The 20,087-nt window shown below is 65.2% G+C and carries 12 protein-coding genes and 6 pseudogenes; 12 read left to right on the top strand and 6 right to left on the bottom strand.

The window, feature by feature from the left end; all coding sequences use genetic code 11:
* The first annotated feature begins 62 nt into the window (after window positions 1–62).
* The 3 genes from ABNQ39_RS36315 to ABNQ39_RS36305 all read left to right on the top strand — a co-directional run bounded on the left by ABNQ39_RS36315 (window position 63) and on the right by ABNQ39_RS36305 (window position 1,000).
* On the top strand, window positions 63–347 hold the full coding sequence (locus ABNQ39_RS36315; protein ID WP_376967666.1) for a type II toxin-antitoxin system RelE/ParE family toxin: 285 nt from the start codon (window positions 63–65) through the stop codon (window positions 345–347).
* A complete protein-coding gene (locus tag ABNQ39_RS36310; protein WP_376967664.1) occupies window positions 347–658 on the top strand; it encodes a HigA family addiction module antitoxin in 312 nt (103 codons plus the stop codon). Before ABNQ39_RS36315 ends, ABNQ39_RS36310 begins: the two co-directional genes overlap by 1 nt.
* A gap of 153 nt (window positions 659–811) precedes the next feature.
* Window positions 812–1,000 (top strand): hypothetical protein, encoded by a 189-nt coding sequence (locus tag ABNQ39_RS36305; RefSeq protein ID WP_376967662.1) that lies wholly within the window; start codon window positions 812–814, stop codon window positions 998–1,000.
* 71 nt (window positions 1,001–1,071) lie between these two features.
* Here the strand turns inward: ABNQ39_RS36305 and ABNQ39_RS36300 are convergent, their stop codons facing one another.
* The 4 genes and pseudogenes from ABNQ39_RS36300 to ABNQ39_RS36285 all read right to left on the bottom strand — a co-directional run bounded on the left by ABNQ39_RS36300 (window position 1,072) and on the right by ABNQ39_RS36285 (window position 9,727).
* Window positions 1,072–1,200 (bottom strand): hypothetical protein, encoded by a 129-nt coding sequence (locus ABNQ39_RS36300; protein ID WP_376967660.1) that lies wholly within the window; start codon window positions 1,198–1,200, stop codon window positions 1,072–1,074.
* Between the two features lie 317 nt (window positions 1,201–1,517).
* A pseudogene (locus ABNQ39_RS36295) lies at window positions 1,518–2,467 on the bottom strand (IS5 family transposase).
* A gap of 183 nt (window positions 2,468–2,650) precedes the next feature.
* Window positions 2,651–4,555, bottom strand: coding sequence for a ShlB/FhaC/HecB family hemolysin secretion/activation protein (locus ABNQ39_RS36290; RefSeq protein WP_376967658.1), 1,905 nt, complete (start codon window positions 4,553–4,555; stop codon window positions 2,651–2,653).
* A gap of 21 nt (window positions 4,556–4,576) precedes the next feature.
* Window positions 4,577–9,727, bottom strand: coding sequence for a beta strand repeat-containing protein (locus ABNQ39_RS36285; protein WP_376967656.1), 5,151 nt, complete (start codon window positions 9,725–9,727; stop codon window positions 4,577–4,579).
* 510 nt (window positions 9,728–10,237) lie between these two features.
* Here ABNQ39_RS36285 and ABNQ39_RS36280 point away from each other — a divergent pair.
* From ABNQ39_RS36280 to tnpC (ABNQ39_RS36255), 6 genes and pseudogenes are all read left to right on the top strand, one after another.
* The gene (locus ABNQ39_RS36280; protein WP_376967654.1) at window positions 10,238–10,927 is read left to right on the top strand and encodes a response regulator; all 690 of its coding nucleotides are present in this window, start codon (window positions 10,238–10,240) and stop codon (window positions 10,925–10,927) included.
* Window positions 10,928–10,931: 4 nt separating this feature from the next.
* A complete protein-coding gene (locus ABNQ39_RS36275; protein ID WP_376967652.1) occupies window positions 10,932–12,824 on the top strand; it encodes a sensor histidine kinase in 1,893 nt (630 codons plus the stop codon).
* 258 nt (window positions 12,825–13,082) lie between these two features.
* Window positions 13,083–13,310, top strand: a pseudogene (locus ABNQ39_RS36270) (transposase); the annotation flags it as partial.
* Between the two features lie 120 nt (window positions 13,311–13,430).
* Window positions 13,431–13,841, top strand: coding sequence for an IS66-like element accessory protein TnpA (tnpA, locus tag ABNQ39_RS36265; RefSeq protein WP_376967650.1), 411 nt, complete (start codon window positions 13,431–13,433; stop codon window positions 13,839–13,841).
* Window positions 13,838–14,185, top strand: coding sequence for an IS66 family insertion sequence element accessory protein TnpB (gene tnpB, locus ABNQ39_RS36260; protein WP_376967648.1), 348 nt, complete (start codon window positions 13,838–13,840; stop codon window positions 14,183–14,185). The genes tnpA and tnpB overlap by 4 nt, the downstream gene beginning before the upstream one ends.
* Before the next feature lie 86 nt (window positions 14,186–14,271).
* Window positions 14,272–15,333, top strand: a pseudogene (tnpC, locus tag ABNQ39_RS36255) (IS66 family transposase); the annotation flags it as partial.
* Between the two features lie 552 nt (window positions 15,334–15,885).
* On the opposite strand, the pseudogene ABNQ39_RS36250 reads toward tnpC (ABNQ39_RS36255), so the two are convergent.
* Window positions 15,886–16,947, bottom strand: a pseudogene (locus ABNQ39_RS36250) (recombinase family protein); the annotation flags it as partial.
* 354 nt (window positions 16,948–17,301) lie between these two features.
* Between ABNQ39_RS36250 and tnpC (ABNQ39_RS36245) the strand changes: the two are divergent.
* Both tnpC (ABNQ39_RS36245) and ABNQ39_RS36240 read left to right on the top strand, forming a co-directional pair.
* A pseudogene (tnpC, locus tag ABNQ39_RS36245) lies at window positions 17,302–17,845 on the top strand (IS66 family transposase); the annotation flags it as partial.
* 42 nt (window positions 17,846–17,887) lie between these two features.
* Window positions 17,888–17,992 (top strand): annotated as a pseudogene (locus ABNQ39_RS36240) (IS5/IS1182 family transposase); the annotation flags it as partial.
* Between the two features lie 61 nt (window positions 17,993–18,053).
* Here ABNQ39_RS36240 and ABNQ39_RS36235 read toward each other — a convergent pair.
* Entirely contained in the window at window positions 18,054–18,764 is a 711-nt protein-coding gene (locus ABNQ39_RS36235) for an IS6 family transposase (RefSeq protein WP_376967646.1), read from the bottom strand.
* Between the two features lie 276 nt (window positions 18,765–19,040).
* Here ABNQ39_RS36235 and ABNQ39_RS36230 point away from each other — a divergent pair, with 276 nt between their 5' ends.
* Entirely contained in the window at window positions 19,041–20,000 is a 960-nt protein-coding gene (locus ABNQ39_RS36230) for an AraC family transcriptional regulator (RefSeq protein ID WP_376967644.1), read from the top strand.
* Window positions 20,001–20,087: the final 87 nt, after the last annotated feature.

The following is a 20,087-nucleotide window of genomic DNA, read 5'->3' as shown; positions in this document are numbered from 1 at the left end:
TGTAAATCCATGCCTTACAGAATTCCATTGACCCGCTAGGTGTAAATCGTTACTTTACACCCATGATCCGTACCATTCAAAACAAGGTGCTCCGGCGCTTCTTCGAGACCGGCAAGGCGGACAAGTTGTCAATCGAGGGGGCAGCCAATATTGCCCGCCTTGGCCGCATCCTGCTGGCGCTCGATGCCGCCGGGAAGCCGGAGGATCTGAACCTGCCCGGCTTCTACTTCCATGGGCTGGAAGACGCTCCGCCACGCTGGTCCGTGCGGGTCACTGCCAACTGGCGCGTCACCTTCGCATGGGACGCTCCCGACGCCATCGCTGTCGATCTGGAGGATTATCACTGATGACTGAAACCCCTCTGCGGCGGGGCCTTGCCCCGCTCCACCCCGGCGCCCTCCTGCGCGAAGACGTACTCCCGGCTTTGGATCGGCCCGTTACTGACATTGCCAAGCTCTTGCGGGTGTCGCGCCAGACCTTGCATGCCCTTCTGAGGGAAGAACAGCCGGTCACCCCGGCCATGGCCCTGCGGCTCGGCAAACTGTGCGGCAACGGGCCGGAGTTGTGGCTCAACCTTCAAGCCAAGCATGATCTTGATCGGCTTGGCCGCGAGATGGCCGCCGATCTCGCTGAGATTCCCACCCTCAACGCCGCCTGAAACCTGGGGGGGCGGCGGCCATTGTCGCGAAAAGGAGGAGCCTTCACCTCCCACTGATGCCGTCCTGACGAAACGGCTCAGGATAGAGGCTCCCCGAGCGGAACGGTCGGCGCCTGCGTTAACAGGGGTAGGGAGTTAACGGAGTACAGCAGCATGACCACGGCTACCTATCATGTCATTCGGTACACCGACGGCCGGCTGTTCTATGAGGGGGAACCTGTCACGCTTGCTGAAGCTCAGGTGATGATCAATGAGGCCATTGTTCGTGGCACCCTTGAAGTGAACTCATTCTTGCACATCGATGAAGACCTATTGGTCATCGAGTTTGACGCCGCACCGTGACGAAGCGGCCCTGCTGCCCTTCAGCTGTCACGGAAAGAGCCATGGCCGCCTCGCCAGCATGTCGGCGGCGATCAGCTGGCCAGCACCGGTTCGGCCGGTTCCTCGATCTCCACCGCGGTCGCCGACACGTCGACGTCGAGGCCCTGCGCTTGGTGCCCGATGTCCGGCGGCGACGGCGCGGTGCCGCCCTGGACGATCACCTCGCCGGCACCGCCGCGGCGATCCGGTTCCGGCTGGCCGCCCCATATTCCATAACGCCCGGTGGCTGTTTTACGCCGCTGGTCGGTCGGCGGGAGCTGAGCCCCCCTCGGGCTGGCACTGTCCGAGCTTATCGCTGTGGCAATAGCGGCGGGGGGAGTTAGACGTAGACGGCGAAATCCTCCTCAACGGCTCGGTCCGTGGCCCTGTCGTCGCCGACCGCTTCCGGACCGGACCCGGCCGGCGCCATTATCACACGCCCGTCAGCGTGTTGCAGGGAGATTCGACAGGTCGAGAAAATCCCTTTTCCAGTTGCCGCTCACACGACGCGGAGGGACTTCGGGCGTCCGAAATCGAGCATGCGGTTGAGGACCTCGACGGCGACCGCGATTTCAGTGGTTTGCGCCGCATCGGTGTGGGAGCGCAGGGCGTCGGCGATCACCCGCTTGAAGCGCCCGATCTGGGCCTCCACCAGGGCGCGTAAATTGTATCGGCTGTCGCGTTGCCAATTCAGCCGCCCGGTTTCGGCGATCTGCTGAAGGTGCCGGTCGCGCTGCGTCGGCGCGGTTCCAGCGGTGTCGCTGAGCACGGCGCCGACGCGCGGCGGCACCACGACCGCGGCCTCCGGATGGCGCGCGTGCATCTCGGCGTAGACGCCCAGACAGTCATAGGCGCCGTCGCCAAGCAGTGCGGCGATCGGGTCCGCCACCTGATCCAGCAGTGGCCCGACCTGTGCGGCGTCATTGACCGCTCGGTCGGTCAGAGCCGCGGCGACAATCCGGCCGCTTGCCGCATCCATGCCGATGTGCAACTTCCGCCAGGATCGCCGCTTCCTCGTGCCGTGCTTTTCGATCAGCCATTCGCTGGGGTCGCACAGCTTCAGCCCGGTGCTGTCCACCAACAGGTGGATCGCGCCGCCGGTCGGGCGTCGCGCCGGCAGGACCATGGTTCGGGCGCGTCGGCCGAGCGTGGTGTGGTCGGGCACCGGGAGATCCAGGCCGAGCAGCTGGAGGATCGAACCGATCAGCCCCTCGGTTTGGCGCAGCGCCAACCGGAACACCGCGCGCAGCGTCAGCGCCGTCGTGATCGCGAGATCCGAATAGCAGGCTTGGCCGCCCGGCGTGCTCCGCGGTGCCGCTCTCCACGCTGCGATCGCCGCGTCGGTGAACCCCGCCGCCCCAACGCCGCATCGTACTCCGCCGGGTTGGTCACGCGGCGCTTCGGTCGCGGGATATGATGGCGGCAGGCGGAATTGGCCTTGTGCGGCATCAGGAAACCATGGGAGCAGCGGAACGGCGGCCCCTCTCTATCGCGGCCGGCGCCTCGCTGCAACACGCTGACACCATCAGTTCAGTCGCCGCCAAGCCGGTCGATTTCCGCAAGGGCATGGATGGGTTTAGCCGACCGCATCGTCGTGTGTTGGAGCGGTTGGGGGGTATGCACAGACGTCCGTCAAAATGAGATCAGCACCCTGGCTTGGCCGGTCAGGGTGCCGCGGCTGGTTTCCGGCCCGTCGGTGAGGGCCACGCCGATGCTCATGCCAGCCTGCAGGACCCGCGCCAACGTATAATCGACGCCGGCCCCTAGCCCTACCAGCGTGGTATCGGCCCGTTCGCCGATGCTCCGAAGGGCACCGACATTGTAGTTGTGGCCATGGCCGACATCGAGAAAGGCAAAGGGCGAAACGGCGTCCTCCACCGGGCCGATCCCGGTACCGCCGAGACGACCCAGGGCGGCGAACGGCTGCAACCTCATTTCGTTGCGCAGCACGAAACCGGCATCGACACTGCCGTCGTTCAGCGTATAGCCGCGAGTGGCGTACAGCCCGCCGATGGCAAGCTGCTCGGTTTCCGGCAGTGCCTTGCCCGCCATCTGGCCCGTGAACTCGGTGTTCCAGGAGACGCCGTCCAGCCATGACACGCCGGTCAGCGGGGTCTCCCGGCTGAATACGCCATAAAGATAGGCGTAATCGGCCTCCTCGACGCGGCCATTGGAAAAGCTGTTCCATGCCGCACGGCTGTTTCCAGGCACCACGCCGGCCCGGTTGACCACGGCACGAAGGTCGACGGTAGTCGAACCGCCCGCCTGGGTCCAGGAGCCGCCCCAGCCGATGGTCAAATCGAACACCCCCGCGGACCCGTTGGCCAACCCAGCCCCCTGGCTCAGCACCTTGCGCGACAGCCACTTGGGCGTCACGCCCCCGTAAAGGTCACCCCATCCGGCAAGGCCCGTGTCGATGTTGGACAGCGCCGAGCGGTAGAGGAGCGGCAGTTCGACGGTGGTGTTGCGGATGGTGAGAAGTCCGCCGGCGCTGTCCTGGGACGTGGCGACAAAGTTGGGTGTCAGGCTGAGCGCCTGCCGTGCGAAAGTCGGGAGGATGATGCGCCCGGCGTGGCTGGCATAGGATGGCCGGTTGCTTCCCGACAGTCTCAGGGAGCCTGGATCGGACACCGCATCGCGGCTGCCGGTCAACTGGTACGACAGGGCGAGATCGTTGAGAGGCTCAAGGCCAGCGGCGAAACCAATGAAGATCCGATCAAGCGCCCTGCTGCGCAGGCTGCCGGTGTTGGACGCTCCGGCATAGACCTGCCACGGCCGTTGTCGGGTGACCTCCAGCGTCAGGTCGCTGGAGCCCGGATCGGAGCCCGGTTCGAATACCCCGTTGAGCTGGCGGTAGGGGAAGCGGTTGAGCCAGTCGAGATCCTCCGAAATACGATCGGCCTCGATCAACGCGCCGGCCGGAGCGCGGATGGAGGCGGCGAGACCGTCGCCGGCCGCGGCGCCGTCCACCTCCCTGACGCGAACTTTCCCTGTTCGGAAGGGCAGGACGCGGAGTTGCAGCACGCCGGCGGTGATCTCCTGGGGCGGGGCGGTGATCGAGACGAACGGCCGCCCGGTCTCACGATATGCTTTGGCCAGGGCCGCCTGGGCCTCCGCCAGCCGCCTTTGCGAGAGGGGCTGGCCGAGAAGCGGGCCGAGCGCGTCGGCGATACGCTGCTGGTCCAGCCCCTCCACCCCCGATGACGTGATGCCCGCCGGGGGATCAGGCATCACCGGATCGGTCAGCCCGATGAGCCGGATGCCCTTGAGGTCGACGCCGAGCGAGGTGTCGTCGGCATCGGCTGCCGGGCCGCTGCCATAGCGCAGGCCGCCGCCCTGACCTGCGATCGCCGGCGGCAGGTTGCGCTCCACCGGTACCGGCGCCTGCGCCGACGCCGCGTCCGGAGACAGTATTTGCAGCAGGACGAGCAGGGCTGCCGAAGCGGCAAGCCATCGTAGCGGTTCGGCCAGCCGGGCGGACGCCGTGGCGTCGCGGTGGGAGGTCGGGCTGTTGGCGGTGGAGCGTGCGACGATCATGGACCGGAATCGTTCCGTTCATCAAGGCATGGAGAAGTGGAGGAACCGGCCGAAACGCGTGTTCTCCGGATGGGGGGCCGCTGTGCAGTCGCTGCTGGCCGCGGCACCGCCGATGCAGGCCGCGGCACCGCCGGCGGTTTCCTGGGAACCGGAGCCGCCCGAGGAGCCTCCAGACGCGCTGGCGGCGGTGGCGCTTGCATCGCCGGATGCTGCTTGAGGACCGGCTGTCAGGAAGGACACCGGAGCATCCTCGTTCCGGAGAGGCTGCGTCGTCGGCGAAGCCGTCAACACCACCCGATTTCGTGGCAGGGCAGCAACGGCGAGAACCTGCGTCAATTCCTCCATCTGCACCGGCCCCGATGGGGGCTGCGGAGTCACGGTTTCCGCGGTGGCGGTCACCGTCAGCACCCCGGGCATGAAGGTGAGGCTATAGTTGGAGGAAGCCGCCAGCATGCCCTGCTCGATGGTGTAGGATCCGGCCGGCGAGGCGGTCCCTGCGGCCGTGCTCAGGACCCCACCGAGCGTGTCGCCGTTGACCAGCCCCTGTCCGCCAATGGTGTAGATCAAGGCCGGGTTGCCAGTACCGATGGGACGGCTGAGGCTGTCTGCCGTCACCAGGATCGAACGGGGAAGCACTGTCAAGGCTCCATCGACGTAGGTGACGGTGTAGTTCGACAGGCCGCTGCCCTGGGCCGACGCCGCGGCGATGCTGTAGCTGCCGACCCCGGCGGTGGCCGCCGTGCCGGTGCTGGACAGGCTGACCCCGGTCACGCTGTCGCTGTTCTTCAGCCCGGTGGCGGTGAAGCCGGTCAACGAGGCGCTGTCGCCGTAGGTCTTGCGCGCCGCGTCGGCGGTGACGGTCAGCGCGGCGGGATCGACCGTCAGCGCGGCGCTGCCGTAATAGAACACGCGATAGTCCGTGCCCTTGGCGCTGGTGACCGTCGCGTTCGACGCGGGCAGGCTGGCGGTGGTCGGCATTGCCGAAACGGCCGCGGTCGGGTCGGTGGCGATCATGGCGCCGGTCAGGGGCAGGCTGTCGCCGGCCTTGCCGAAAATATAGCTGCTGAGGCTGCTCTGCGTGCCAATCGCGGTCACCGTGCCCGAACCGCTACCATATACCGTGTTGGCAGACACGGCCTTGACCCAGGTCACGGGCGCCATGGAGTAGAGAACGGGATAATAGCCACTGCTGGGCGGTACCCAAACGGTGTCGAAATCCCAGCCTGACGCCCCCGTCATGAACGACGCCGTGTCCTGGAATTGCGCCGTCGTCAGACCGGTCATTCCCGTCACCCTGGATGCGGAACCGGCGTGTTCGGCCGTCCCGGCGACGGTGGTGTCGAAATAGGAGGATGTGATGGTGCCGCTGGCATAAAAGCCAAAAAAGCCGCCGACTGTCGAGGATCCCGACACGGCTTTCGCCGCATAGGATTGGCTTATGTTGCCGTTGTTCATCCCGACAAAGCCGCCGACTGAGCTGTTGCCGGATACCGCTCCCCCGGTTGCGTAGGATTGGGAAATGCTGCCCGTGTTGTTGCCGACGAAACCGCCGATGTCCGTTCCAATGCCTCCCGTCACCGCCCCCGTGGCGTAGGACTGGGTGATCGTGCCGGAATTCTTGGCGGCGAAGCCGCCGACCGTGCCACGGCCGGTCACGTCTCCGGTCGCATAGGACTGGGTGATCGTGCCGGTGTTCTCGCTAACCAGACCGCCGATCTCGTCGCCGCCGATCGTGGGTTGCGACACCGTTGCCTTGACGTAGGATCGGCTGATCGTGCCGGTGTTCTTGCCGACTAGACCGCCGGCCGCGGACCCCTTGACGCTTCCGGTGACATAGGCGTTGGTGATGGTCCCGTCGTTTTGGCCGGCAAGACCGCCGACGGTATAGCCGGCGCCGGTGATGGCGAGATCGGTAAGGCCGATGTCGCGGACGTTGCCGGCGGCGCCGATGACGCCGAACAGCCCCTGATTCGTCCCGGAATAATCTTCCGGCCTGATCGCCAGCCGCTGGATGACGTGCCCCTGGCCGTCGAGCGAGCCGGTGAACGGGGTCGAACTGCCTCCGACCGGCACGAACCCGTGCTTGTTTCCACCGATGCTCCACATCCCGGCCGCGTTGCTGCCGCCGGTTTCGCCGGCATCCACGTTGGCGGCCAGTGTGTAGGCGGCGGACAGGTCCAACCGCATCAACTGAAGCTGATGGGCGTTGGCGATGGATGTCGCGTGTTCCGAGCGCAGGAAGGGCCGGGTTTGCCCATCCACAAGATACCAGCTGTTGGCCAGGTCGAAGTTGCCATAGGTGGCGGTGCTGAAAGCGTCCGCCGTCTCGATGCCGATGACGGTGTTGACGGTGCCGTTTCCAGGATCACCGGCTGCGGTGGCCCGCCCCGTCGTGCCCTTGTCCCAATAGCTGGTGTTGATGCTGCCCTCGGCGTTCCGGCCGGCCAGCCCGCCCGCCTTGCAGTCGCTGGCGGTGCAGGTGGCGGCCAGGGTGACCAGTCCCGTCGCATAGGCGTTGGTGATGGTGCCGTAAAAATTGTCGCCCACCAAGCCGCCGACGTAATGCTCGCCATCGCTGGCGTCGATGGTGCCGGTGGCCGATCCGGTGGCATAGACGTTGGTGACGGTGGCGTCCTCGACCCCGCCGAGCAGACCGCCGGCCTTGTTTACCGTCGCCGTGACGGCGCCGGTGGCGTAGCTTTCCGAAAGCGATCCTGCGCCGTTCCGCAGGGCACCGATCAGGCCACCGACGGTTTCGTCTCCGCTCACTGCCCCGGTCGCGTAGGCCTTCGTCACGCTGTCTGCGGAGCTGTCGCCGATGAGACCGCCGACGCTACTGGAACCATGAACCGCGCCGGTCGCATAAACGGTGTTGACGGTTCCATTCTCGGATTCGCCGACAAGACCGCCGACATTGGTGTCTCCGGTCACGGTGACGGCCGCATGGGATTGCGTGATGGTGCCGGTGTTGCGGCCGACCAGACCGCCGACCCCGGTCCTTCCCGTCACGGTTCCCCCGGCGTCGGACAGGGTGATGGTCCCCATGTTTAAGCCGGCGAGAACGCCGACGTCGTCGCCGGCCCCGGTCACGGTCCCGGTGACATGGGTACGGGTGATGGTACCTCCATTGCTGCCGGCCAGACCGCCGACAAAGCCCTTGCCGCTCAAGGTGGCGCCGGTCAGGGTGAGATCCCTGACCACGCCGCTGCCGCCGATCGTCGCGAACAACCCGACATTGTCCGTCCCGGGGGCATTGACCGTCAGGTTGGAGATGGTGTTGCCCAGCCCGGCGAAGGTTCCGTTGAACATTCGGGATACCAGCGCGCTGGTGTAGGTGGTTCCCGCCGCGTCCAGGTTCTTGACCAGCGCATAACGCCCCGTTGCCCCGCTGCTGTCGATGGACGCCAGATCCGCCAGGCTGGAAATCGTCTGGTAGTACTGGAACGTTCCCGTCTCGCCGATCCGCAGAGTGGGGGCGGAACCCGACATCGTGACCGACGCATTGCTTGCGATCGAATAGCCCCGGCCCACGCCGTAATCCAAGTTCAGCCTTGCACTGTCTCCCGTCGCGGTGATCGAGGCGTTGATGACGATGTCGCCGGCCGCGGCGAGCGTCAGCGCGGCGTTGGTAGACCATGTCACGGGCGCCGCCACGGTGATGGTGCCGGCCTGGCTGCCGCCCGATCCGGTGGACACCTCGACGTTGGCCCGTGTCAGGGCGTCGTTCAGGGTGGCGACGCTGAGCACGCTGTCGTTACCGCCGGCGGTAAACACGCCGGAGAGGTCGGAGACGTTGCTGTCCGATCCCGCGGAGATCGTCACGTTGTAGGGATCGAGCAGCAGCGTGCCGAACGCGCCCGACACTGCGGTCAGGTCCGCGGTGCCGTGGAAGGACAGGGTCGCCTTGCCCGACACCTCGGCATCGCCGCCCTTGCCGCCCGCACCGGCCCCCCTCGCCGTGATCGTACCGGCGAAGTCGGTATGCTCGTCCGACCACACGACCACGCTGCCGCCATCGCTGTCGGCACCGTCGGCGGACAGCCGTGCCCCGGCGGCGACGCTGGCCGTCCTGGCGGTCGCCACAGTCTCCTTCAGCGTCTTGCGGGCGGCGTCCTTGCCGCCCTGATAGTCGCCGCCCACCGCGATCGCCCCGCCGCGGCTGCCGGAGACGTCCACCGTGGCCGTGCCGGTCACGGTCACCGCCGTGCCGGTGACCGCCACCGTGCCGCCCTTGCCCGCAGCGTTCTTTCCCCCCTTGCCTTTTTCCTCCTTGCTTTTGCCGGCCGATCCCCTGGCCGACAGCGTGCCGGTCACCGTGGCCTTGCCGCCGGAAACCCGGATGTCGCCGCCCTCGACCGCACCGGTTTCCGTCGTCCGGGTCGCGGCAAGGGTGCCGCCCGCCTCCACCGTACCGCCGTCGCCAGCGGTCAGGAAGATGCGTCCCCCGCTGCTGGCGGTGCCGGTGGCTGCGATCACGCCGCCGGTGTTCCCGGCCAGCGCATAGACGTTGCCGCCATTGGCGCGGATCTCCGCCGCCGCCGCGGCGATCCGCCCGGACGTCGTGGCTGCGGTGTCGCTCCCGCCTACCTTGACCTGGAACTTGCCGCCCTCGACCGCACTATCCTTCACCAGCACCTCATAGCCGGCGGCGAGGCCCACCGTGCCCTTGGGGGCGGTCAGGGTGCCGGTGTTGGTCACCTCCCGCGCGATCAGCGCCACGTCGCCGCCCAGCGAACCGATCGACCCGGCGTTGGTCACCGTCGCCTTCGACGTGCCGGAGAAGCTCTTGTCCCCGCCGTTCAGGAAGGCCGCGTCCGGGATGTCGAGGGTGGAGGCGGTGAAGGACCCGCCGGTGAGCACCTTTCCGCCCGGCCCCACAGCCACACCGGCCGGGTTGACCAGATAGACCGAGCCCGTTGCGGTCAGCGAACCGTCGATGCGCGACGGGATGTTGCCGGTGACGCGGTTCAGCGTCGCGCCGCCGCCATTGTTGATGGCGACGCTGTTCCCCGATCCGATGGAGAAGCTGTTCCAGTTGATGACGGCGTTCCGGGAGGTCTGGTCGATGATGACACTGGTGCCCGACGGGGTGGCGATGGACACCGCCCCGGCGGTGACCGACGGGCCGGCCGGCAAGGTCTGGGCCGAGGCCGGTGCGATGGCGCTTTCCATCAGGGCGACACTGGCGATCAGCCACAGCGATAGCTTGGCCAGGGATCGTCCGGAACACCGGGGCGCCGGGTGCCATGGTGCTCTGGACGATTCCTGGCCGGGCGTGGCACCGTGGAATGCGGCCGGCTTCAGAATATGGGCAGTCTTGGCAAGACACGTCATCGCGCTCACAACGCACCCCTGTCGTTCCGCTTGGTGGCGCACCTGTACCGGCCGCACTCCCGGTGGGCTCGTCCTGACGATGTAGGGCAGCCAGGAGGAGTTGCAGCGCGTCACTTCGGAACACCCAATATTGCAGACCATAAAGGGGTGCCCGATGGTGCGGCACCCCATGTTCATGGGGGCGGTAGAGCATCTCCATGAATATGGGGGAAGGGTCGGGGCGCTCACCGATAAGGGGTTGTTGGTCCGGAAGACGACGATTATCGTCAATTGGTATGTTCATCCCACGCATGAGGGCGGCGGCGGCAGCCAGTCCGAGCCATGCCGTTCGAGGACAGCGGGGAATTCATGTCATCGTGCCCGGACGACCGACCGCTTTCCGGTTTCCATCAACTCACGGTCGTTCTGGTGGAGGACGACCTGCCGACGCGTGATCATCTGGCGGAAACTCTGACTGCATGCGACGACATCGCGCTTCTGGCCACGGCCGATACGCTGGAGGCGGCGCGGGCTGCCTGCGAACATTTCCTCCCCACCGTTCTGATCACCGACCTGCAATTGCCGGACGGTCACGGCACCGACCTGATCCGCGAGGTTCGGGACCGGTATCCCGCTACCGAGATCATGGTGATCTCGGTGCTGGGCGACGAGGACAGCGTCGTGACGGCGATCCGCGCCGGAGCGTCCGGCTACATCCTCAAGGATTCCGAGCCGGTGGACATGGTGGAGGCGGTCCATGGCCTGATTGAGGGGCGTTCGCCCATCTCCGCCTCCATCGCCCGCTACATCATAAGACGGGTCCAGGACGGCTCGTTCAAGGACCGCAAGCCGGCGCCGCTGCTGACCCCGCGCGAGACCGACATCCTGTGGGGGATCGCGAAGGGCTTCACCTACAACGACATCGCCGACCGCCTGGGCCTGTCGCGGCAGACGGTGCCGTCCTACATCAAGAACATCTACCGCAAGCTGGAGGTGAACTCGCGGTCGGAGGCGGTCTATGAGGCGATCGGGCGCAAGCTGATCCAGCTTGGAGAGTGAGGCCGTGGCCGTGCGCCTCGTCGAGGCCCTCGAAGGCCGCGGATGGCTGCGCCTGTTGCGCCGTCCGGTCATCGTCCTGTTCTACCTGACCGTTCTGGCGGTGGGTATCGGCTTGCCGTTGTTCACCCTGTCGCCCCCGGAGGGCGGCATCGAGCTCGATCGCGCCATGTTCCGACCGCTGGAAACCATCGGCCGGCCAGCCGATGTTCCGGAGTCCGCCGTATCCCTGCCCCACAGCTTCAGGGTACCCGGCGCGGGCCGGTTCGGCGGGGGGCTTTACCGGCTGGAGTTCGATCATTCCCCGGACGGCCCGGAGCAATGGTCCGTGCTGATTCCAAACTATTCCGGCCGCATTCTGGTCCGGGTCAATGGTGCCTTGCTGTACGACAGCGATTGGACGCATTCGGGCCGGATCGTCACCCTGATCTGGCCGGACATCATCACGATCCCGGCCCCGGTGCTGAAGGTCGGCACCAACACGCTGGAGATCAGCGCAGTGATGCTGTTCGGCCGGAAGAACTATCTCAGCGTCATCCATGCTGGACCCGATAGCCTGCTGCGCCCGGTGTACCAGCAGCATCATTTCCTTCTGGTCATGCTGCCGCAGCTGCTGTTCGCCTGGCAGTTCGCCTTCAGCGTGATGCTGCTGATCCTCTGGGCGGTTCGCCGTTCCGAATGGTCCTATATCCTGTATGCCGGCATCCTGTTCTTCAACTCGATCAGCAATCTCGTCGTCGTCTTACCCGAGCCTCTGGCTTCTCCGCTGGTCATGCAGCTTTCGAACCTGGCCTTCTGCTGGGTGACGGCGATGCTGGTGCCGTTCGCCTTCAGCTTCGTGAACCGCCGGCCGCCGCGGGCCATCTTCCTGTTAGCGGCATATCCGGTGAGTGTCACCTCGGCATTTTTGCTGCTGCCTCCCGAGATCGTCTATGTCCTGAACTGGTACGTCGCGGTGCCGGTCGCCTGGGGCCTTTCCTTCTGGGCCCTTGGCGTGTTTTCCTACGCGGCCTTCCGGCGAGGCAGCAACAGTGCCCATATCGTCCTGGGCGCTATGATGCTGTCCTTGCTGATGATCCTCCATGAAGTGCCGATCCTCTACGGCCTCGTTGGCAAGCGGCTGTTCATCAACCCGTTTTCCATCCCCATTTTCATGCTTCTCAGCGTTATCAGCACCGTCCTGATGTGGCGCTTCGCGACGGCGCTGAATGCTGTGGACCAGTTCAACGCCAAACTGCGCCGGGAGATCGCCGATGCGGAGGCGGCACTACGCATCAGCTTGGCCCGCGAGCAGGCCAAGGAAAGGGAGATCGCGCTCGAAGCCGAACGGTCGCGCCTGACCCGCGATCTCCATGACGGAATCGCCGGCCAACTGGTGTCGATGGTTGCGCTCAGCCGCCGGACGGATACCAAGGTGCGCGACTTCGGCACCGCGGCGCACAGGGCGCTGGTCGATCTGCGTCTGGTCATCGCCTCGATGGCCGAGGTCGGGGACGATCCCGGCATGATGCTGGCGAATTTCCGGGATCACATCCAACCCCAGCTCCGTACGCTCGGCATCGCCCTGGACTGGCAGATGCACGCCCTGCCTGAAGGGGCCGGCTGGTCGTCTTCGACCGCGCTGGAACTATTCCGCCTGCTTCAGGAGGCGACGATGAACGCCGCCAAGCATTCGGGGGCGGATCGGGTGACGATCGAGATCCGGCCGACCGACGACGGGGTTCGCGTGGTGGTCGCCGACAAGGGATGCGGCGGCGCGGCAGATCGCCCCGGCGGCTACGGGCTTGCCAACATGCGGCGACGGGCACGGGCCATCGGTGCCCGGCTTGACATCGTCTCCGGTCCGCACGGCACCGACATCATTCTGGATCTGCCCAGACCGACAATCAGCCAGCCATGAGGCGGCAGAAGCATCGTCCCCGGACCCGGCGCGGTGTCACTCGTGCAGACCCCGCAGCCCCTTTGCCCGCTTGGCCATAGCCTCATACCAGGGTCAGATAGTTTTAACCTCTGACCCTGGTATTGGGGCCGCGACGGAGGCCGCGTGGGCACATGCCGGCCACGTCCCTCAGAGACCGTTTGAAAAGTGTTGGCGCTAAATGCGCGATGCGATGCAATCTTTGGATGTGGAGCGAAGCGACGCGCAGCCGGATGGCCAGAACGGGCTGGCCGCGAAGCCAGTCCGAGCGCCGGGGTTGTCGACAGCCAATCGGTGAAGGCTCCCGCCGCTACGGAGCGCGGCTACGATGCGGGCAAGAAGATCAACAGGCGCAAACGGCACATCGCGGTCGACACCGATGGCCGCCTGCTGACGGTGAACCTGACCACAGCCGACATTTCCGACTCCGCCGGAGCCCAGAAGATCCTGGAGGCGATGCGCAAGCGTTGTAAGCGTCGTCTGTGGGCTGCCTTGCGGGAGCAGTGTGCCGCGTGCTGAAAGCTGGACGTCGGCAGCGCCACTTGGTGTGGCCGGCTTGGCATCGTGGCAAGCAGCGTGGTTTGCACTATGGCAGTCCAACGTATCGAGGTCATCACCGGAACCGGTGGGCGGCGGACCTATTCGCCCGAGGAGAAGATCCGCTTGGTGGGCGAAGCCCACGGCGGACGTGGCGCCGTCGCCGCGGTGGCGCGCCGCCACGGCGTATGCACCAGCCTGATCTCTCGTTGGCGCCGTCAGCTCGAGAATGAGGAACTGTCCGCCGAGGCTCCGGACTTTGTGCCGGTCCATGTGCTGGCGGCGGCCCCCGCCGGCTTGCCGTCTGCTGTGATGACATCGCCGACGTCGGAGCCGGCGCCCGTCGAGCGCCGTGCCGCCCTGGTCGAGGTGGTGCTCTCCAACGGTCGTGTGCTGCGGGTCGCCGAGGACATCGCCCCCGCCATGCTGCGCCGGCTGGTCGGCGCGTTGGATACTCCATGATCTCGGTTCCCGCCGGGGTGCGGGTCTATCTGGCGATTGGCGCCACCGACATGCGCAAAGGCATGGACGGGCTGGCCGTGCTCGCCCAGCAGGTTCTCCAGCAGGACCCCTTCGCCGGCCATTTGTTCGTTTTCCGCGGCCGGCAAGGTTATCTGGTGAAGGTCCTGTACTGGGATGGCCAGGGCTTCTGCCTGTTCACCAAGCGCCTGGAGAAGGGGCGCTTCGTGTGGCCGATCAGCCGCGAGGGCGTGGCGACGCTCACCCCGGCTCAGCTCGCGATGCTCCTCGAAGGCATGGACTGGCGCGCGCCGCAACGCCCGTGGCGCCCGGAGACGGCAGGGTGAGTCCCGGCCGCCACGCCCGCCGACGATCGGCGCCGGGCCGGTGATCGTTCCTCCTCCGGGAGCCGCCGATCGGGTAGACTCCGGCCATGTCCGCCACCGCCGAGCCGCTGCCCACCGACATCGAGACACTGCGCGCGATCATCGCCGCGCAGGCCGCAGAGTTGGCCGCCGAGCGCCAATGCCGTGAAGCCAGCGAGGCCGAATTGGCCGCTGCCAAAGCCGGCTTGCTGGCCAAGGCGCTGGAGGTGGAAAAGCTCAAGGTCCAGTTGGCCCGGCTGCGGCGCATGCAATTCGGGTGCTCCTCCGAGAAGATCGACCGCGAGATCGACCAGCTTGAACTGGCGCTGGAGGACCTGGAGGCTGCAGCGGCTGCCGAAGGGATGCCGGCTGTTTCCACCAAGCCGCCGGCGTCCTCGCCGGAGAGCCGTGCCCAGGCCGGCCGCCGCAAGCTGCCGGAGCACCTGCCGCGCACCGAGATCGTGCACGCGCCACATGACGCGTGCCCATCCTGCGGCGGTGCCCTGCGTCCGGTGGGCGAGGATGTCTGCGAGGTTCTGGATTACGTCCCGGCGCGTTTCACTGTGATCCGCCACATCCGCCCGGCGCTGTCGTGCCGGTGCTGCGAGGGCATGGTGCAGGCGCCGATGCCGTCGCTGCCCATCGAGCGCGGTCTGCCCTCGGCCGGGCTGCTGGCGCATGTGCTCATCGCCAAATACTGCGATCACCTGCCGCTTTATCGGCAATCGGCCATCTACGCCCGCGAAGGCGTGGAGTTGGAGCGCTCGCTGCTGGCTGACTGGGTCGGCAAGGCGGCGGCACTGATGGCGCCGCTGGCCGAGGCCATCGCCCGGCACGTGCTGGCCGGTTCGGTGCTGCACGCGGACGACACGCCGGTTCCTGTGCTCGATCCCGGACGCGGCAAGACCAAGACGGGGCGGCTGTGGGTCTACCTGCGCGACGAGCGCCCCCATGCCGGACAGGACCCGCCTGCGGTGCTGTACCGCTATACCCCCGACCGCAAGGGCGAACATCCGCAACGGGAGCTTGCCGGCTTCCGCGGGCACCTGCATGCCGACGGCTATGCCGGGTTCGACGCCCTGTACGAGGCCGCTGTCGCCGAAGTGGCCTGTATGGCTCATACCATCCGAACACAATCCAACCTCCGTTGGCAGGCACGTTGCTGATCCAGGGGCGGGACTGCGCAACGGAATGACATGGTGGATCTCCAACGTGTCTTCGTGGACGACGATGCGTTCGACCACCAGCCGCAAGATGGCCTGCCGCTCGGTAATGCTGGCGGTCTGCAATCGTTCACGGATGCGTTCACTGAACGCGGTCAGGCTGGCCACGGTTTCTTGGGCTTGGAGCCGCTGCTCGTGCAGCCGTCGATGTTGTTCATACCGCTGTTCAACCGCATGGCGTTGGTCGGCGAGGAGCCGACGCTGTTCGGCCAATTCCGCAAGGCTGATCACCTCGGCTTGGTAGGCCTCCAGAAGACGCCGATCAGCCCGCTCCAATCGCTCCATGCGGGCCCGCAACTGCTGGCCGGGCAGAGCCTCCCGGGCGTCGATCGCCACGCTCTCCGCGACAAAGTGCTCGAACTGGGCCAGCAGTTGGGACGGATCGCTGAGCAATCGGACAACGTGATCCCAGACTACCTGCTCGATGCCATCCGCGCCGATCATGGCGCGGGGGCATTTGGTTTCCCGTCCTGTCGTCAGCCGATCGACGCCGGCACAACGGTAGTAGCGCAGGCCCGGCCGGCCGCCCTGCGGAGGGAAGCAGCATCCGTGCAGGCCAAGTCCGCAGGTGCCGCACTTCAGCAAGCAGCGCAGCAGATAGTCGTGTTTCTTGTTGCGCCTGTAGGCCAACGCGGCGTTGCGCGCCATCTGGGCATGGACGCGCTCCCACGTGTGCTGATCGACGATGGCGGGCACGGGAATGGCAATCCATTGCTCTCGCGGCCGCAAGCGTCGGCAGGTGCGTTCCCCGCTGTGGTGCGACCGGCGGCGGCTTGGCTTCTTCGGGGCGAAGTACTCGTAGCGGTTGGAATACGCGGTACCGATGTACACCGGGTCGGACAGGATATGGTGGACCACAGACGCCGACCATTGGCGACGCCCGGAGCGGGTGATCCAGGAACTGTCATTGAGCCGCCGGAGACACTGGCGGATGGTCAGCCCCTCATCCGCCGCCCACACGAAGAGTTGGCGGACCATCTCGGCCTCGGCGTCGTCAACGACCAGACGGGCCGGGACGTCTCCGCATCTCGGCTCGTAGCGGTAGCCGTAGGGTGCCTTGCCGCTGAGGATGTGGCCGTCGCGCGCCTTCTGGAGCTTGCCGCGCCGGAAGCGCTCGGCCAGGACGGCGCGCTCGTATTCGGCGATCGCCCCCTGGATCTGGAGCAGGAGCTGATCATTCGGATCGTCCGTAATGGGACGCTGCAAGAAGACCACGTCGCAGTTGGCCCGGCGGAACTCCTCAAGCAGCAGCACTTGGTAGGCGTATTTGCGGGCGAGGCGATCCGGACTGAACACCGCAACCACATCGATGACGGCATCCCGGGCGGCATCTCGCAAGCCATCCAACCCCGGTCGATCCAATCGGGAGCCGCTGCAACCGTCATCGCGGAAGACATGATCCTCGGCAAGGGTGTGGCCCTGGTCGGCGGCCCAGGCTTGCAAGGCGGAAAGCTGACTGTCGATGGTCTGCTGGCGTTCTTGGCGTTCGGTCGAGACGCGGGCGTAGATGGCTGCGCGCATGGTCATCTCCTGGAATCGGAAGGGCTGCCGAACGCGGCGGCGCCGGCCGAGATGTCCGAACTGGCTGGCGCCCTGTCGGCGGCTGGGTCGTTGAGAAGGCGGCGGTAAGCTTGGTCGAGGCGCTCGGGTCCATCCCGTGTGCGGACCGCAACGGAGCGGATCGTCCAGGTCGGCACCACCGCGAGGTGCGGGCCGGAGGGCATTGGGCGGCTCCTGTGTTTGGAAACCACCCCTGACAACCCGCTGCGCCCCTCATCCACAAGGGACCGGGAGGCGCCGTCGGCGCTTGGAGGCGATGAACGGGCTGACGAACCGCACCGGGATCGAAAACCGCAATCCGTCGACTGTGTTCGGATGGTCCACGTGCGCCGGAAGTTCTTCGACGAGCATGCCGAAACCGGCTCACCCCTGGCCGCCGACACACTGAAGCGGATCGGCAGGCTGTTCGGCATCGAACGCCCCCTGATTGGCCAACCGGCCGAGGAGCGCCGCAGGGTTCGCCAGGCGCAAGCCCGGCCCGTTCTCGACGAACTGGCCGCTTTCCTCGACACCGCGTTGGCGCGTATCCCCGGCAAGGGCGACCTGGCCAAGGCAATCCGCTACGCCCGCTCGCGCTGGACGGCGCTGACACGCTATGTCGACGACGGCCGGCTGGAGATCTCCAACAATGCCGCCGAGCGGGCGATCAGGCCGCTGGCCATTGGAAGACGCAACTGGATGTTCGCCGGCTCTGATGCCGGCGGGGAGCGCGCTGCGGCGATCTACACCATCATGGAAACCGCCAAGCTCAACGGCCTCGATCCACAGGCCTACCTACGCCATGTGCTCGCCTGCATCGCCGATCACCCGTATCGCCGAGCTCCTGCCCTGGAACGTCACGATTCCCGAACAGGGGTGAACAGCGCCGGCAACTCATTCATGCCGCAGTCGCCAGACGACGCTTACCAAGCGTTGGCCGTGGATGAAGCACCTTTTCGCCGACAGTGCCCATGATCGCAAGAATCTGATGGACAAGGCTGGCCTCCTCGACTTCACTGTCGGGGTGGCATTCTCACATTAACTTGATCGAGACCGAATGGGGGCCTTCAGCAGCCCGCCGATGCCCATCATACCATCTTGCTGGCACACGTCTCCTGCAGCCAGAGGACGAAGGCGTTGGCACGATAGGCCCGATACTCTGCGGCCGTCATGAGGTGCCGGCGCGGATGGCAAGGCTGGTGAATAGGACCATGGGCGGAGAGAAATTGCTGAGCTTGGCGCGGTGATTTGAAGCGCTTCATTTGTCGCTCACGCACGCGGGTCGGCTGGTGAGAGTTCTCGGCGCGGTTGTTGAGATACTGGCTTTGCCGGTGCTGAACCCTGGGGATGATCTTGGCCTCGGCGGCGCCATACGACCTCAGCTTGTCGGTGACGATGACACACGGCACGTAGCACAAGCTCTTCAGCAGCTTCCTGAAGAAGCGCTTGGCCGCCTTGGTGTTGCGCCGGCTCTGCACCAGGATGTCGAGCACCGCACCCTCCTGGTCAATAGCGCGCCAAAGATAATGCTGAACGCCATTGATCTTGATGAACACCTCGTCCAAATGCCAGTGTCCACCAAGCCGTGGACGCCGGCGGCTTAGCCGGTTGGCGAAGGTCGGGGCGAACTTGCGACACCAGCGCCGGACCGTTTCGTAGGAGACCTCGATCCCGCGTTTGGCCAGGAGCAGCTCAACGTTGCGGAAGCTGAGCGGGAACGTGTAGTACAGCCAAACCGCATGCGCGATCAGCTCGGCCGGGAAGCGGTTGCGGTAATGGGGATCGGGCTCACGTCTCATCCCGCCACCATGCCCAGGGCAGACCCAGCTCGCCAACAACAAGCTTTATGTGACCATGCTCTTGATTATATTATAACCTCGAATTGGCAACAAAACATCTAGCGCCCATTACTGGAGGCCATACGCCAATCTCTTGTTTGGATGACATCGAATAACATCCCACATGCTCGGGAATTTACATTTTAGCCGAAGGAAATCTGATTGATAATTTTTTCATCGAACTCATATAAATTGGAGACAGCCTTTGAGTTTCGAAAGGCAGTTATGGGGGAGTAAATGACGACTGACACTTTTCTACAGATGAAAACAAAAGGGTTGAACCAAAAGAAAGCAAAAGAGTACTGGTCAGACCATGTCGGCAATGCATGCTACAATGTGCAACTTAACTTTAATGATGACGAGATTTTTGAAGCGGATGTCGATTGCAAAGTATTCAGCTTTGGCACCCTTACTCATTTCCGGCTGAATGGATCCCATGAGGCGGAACGTACCCCATATTATATATCGAGAGACAATTCAGAAGCTTTCTGCGTTGCGCTAGTATTGGATGGCAATGCAGAGGTGTCATGTGGCGGCCGTGACCTCATGTGGAAGGGAGAAGGCGTTTATTGCGGCGGAAATTCAACTCCCTACCATTTCGCCGCAGACCGCTCTCTGAACTTCACAGCGATCTACTTCGATATTTCTTACATGCGATCCATCATCCCAAATCCTGAGATCTTACATCTGAAAGAAATGTCCTCGGCGACCGGATGGGGCAGGGCTTTGGCAGCCGTGATGAGGGAGATCACGCCACGGACCATCGATCATCTTGCCCTCCCTCCCGGTGCCGTCGCGGATCATGTCCTGGGACTACTGGCCTTATCGATCGGTCCTGAAATCGATCATTTGACCAGCAGTCAGCGCTCGCTGCGTGAAAGGCTTCGCCAGAATATGCGCGACCGCCTTTTTGATCCGTCCTTGAACCCGACAAGCTTTGCCGCCGAGCATGGAATTTCCGTTCGCACCCTGCATGCAGTGTTCACCGTTTCGGGCAACAGCTTCATGCGGGAGTTGCTTGGCATGCGCCTCTTTCAAGCCCGATCCCTTCTGGAAGACCGACGCTATGATGCCAAAACGATTGCGGAAATCGCCCTCCTTGTCGGCTTCGTGAATGCCGATCACTTCACGGCTCGATTCCGCAAGGCCTTCGGAGTGCCTCCGACCGAATGGCGGAGACGAAGTGGGGGAAAGTAGAACTGTGTCGTCGTTCTGGCATATAGCCCTGTTCTGGGATTTCCGGGCACAACGAAGCACCGCCAAGCCAAAGCCTGTCTACGTTCC

Source organism: Azospirillum sp. A26, from assembly GCF_042604635.1.
GTDB classification, from domain to species: Bacteria; Pseudomonadota; Alphaproteobacteria; order Azospirillales; family Azospirillaceae; genus Azospirillum; species Azospirillum palustre.
Note: the sequence above shows the minus strand (reverse complement) of the source record. Positions and strands in the feature narration are given on the sequence as shown.